This is a genomic window from Stutzerimonas stutzeri, assembly GCF_024448935.1.
In the GTDB taxonomy this organism is placed as follows: domain Bacteria; phylum Pseudomonadota; class Gammaproteobacteria; order Pseudomonadales; family Pseudomonadaceae; genus Stutzerimonas; species Stutzerimonas stutzeri_AO.
Genome location: NZ_JAMOIE010000240.1, coordinates 1 through 1035, shown reverse-complemented (window position 1 = coordinate 1035; position 1035 = coordinate 1). Strand labels below are relative to the sequence as shown.

The 1035-nt window shown below is 58.6% G+C and carries 1 protein-coding gene; it reads left to right on the top strand.

Going from position 1 to position 1035, the window contains the following annotated elements:
- The coding region (gene salA, locus NA637_RS25105; RefSeq protein ID WP_256075324.1) for a salicylate 1-monooxygenase at window positions 1-869 on the top strand (869 nt) is incomplete at its 5' end.
- Window positions 870-1035 lie beyond the last annotated feature (166 nt).

Below are 1035 nucleotides of genomic sequence, written 5' to 3'. Positions count from 1 at the left end.
TATTCGCCGACGGCACAGAGTACCGCTGCGATCTTCTAATCGGCGCCGACGGCATTAAGTCAGCGCTTCGTAGCTATGTGCTGGAAGGTCAGGGGCTGGATCATTTAGAACCACGTTTTAGCGGTACCTGTGCATACCGGGGCATGGTAGATAGCCTGCAACTGCGCGAAGCCTATAGAATAAATGGCATTGACGAGCACTTGGTGGATGTCCCGCAGATGTACTTAGGGCTCTATGGCCATATTCTTACCTTCCCGGTGAGAAAAGGCCGCATTGTCAACGTGGTAGCGTTCACCTCCGACCGTAGCCAGCCGGAACCGACTTGGCCCGCGGACGCTCCCTGGGTACGGGAAGCGAGCCAGCGCGAGATGCTCGATGCGTTCGCGGGCTGGGGCGATGCCCCGCGCGCCTTACTGGAGTGCATCCCGGCGCCAACTCTCTGGGCACTGCATGACCTGCCGGAACTGCCAGGCTACGTACACGGTCGGGTTGCCCTGATCGGCGACGCAGCGCACGCCATGCTGCCGCACCAAGGTGCCGGTGCAGGGCAAGGGCTTGAGGACGCCTATTTCCTCGCCCGGCTGTTGGGCGATAGTCGGACCGAAACAGGCAACCTCCCCGAGCTGCTTGGAGCTTACGACGACCTGCGCCGCCCTCATGCCTGTCGTGTGCAACGAACCACTGTGGAAACCGGCGAGTTATACGAGTTGCGCGACCCCATTGTAGGTGCGGACGAACAGCTGGTGGGGGAAATACTGGCGACTCGTTTCGACTGGCTATGGAACCATGATCTCGATGCCGATGTGGCTGAGGCCCGACTGCGCATGGGTTGGGAGGCGCATGAGCAAATTGCGCTGCGTCAAGGGTAAGAGGCCGTGTCGATAGTGGCTAAGGTTTCGAAGGCGAGTAATTGAAGTGTTTTCTGCGAACGGGTTACGTGATACACATAGGCTTGCGTTTAGTGCTAGGTGCAAAATATCACTTTGTTTCAGCCGCTAGGCCGACGCCCATGGGAGCCGTTGGATCTGTAAATAT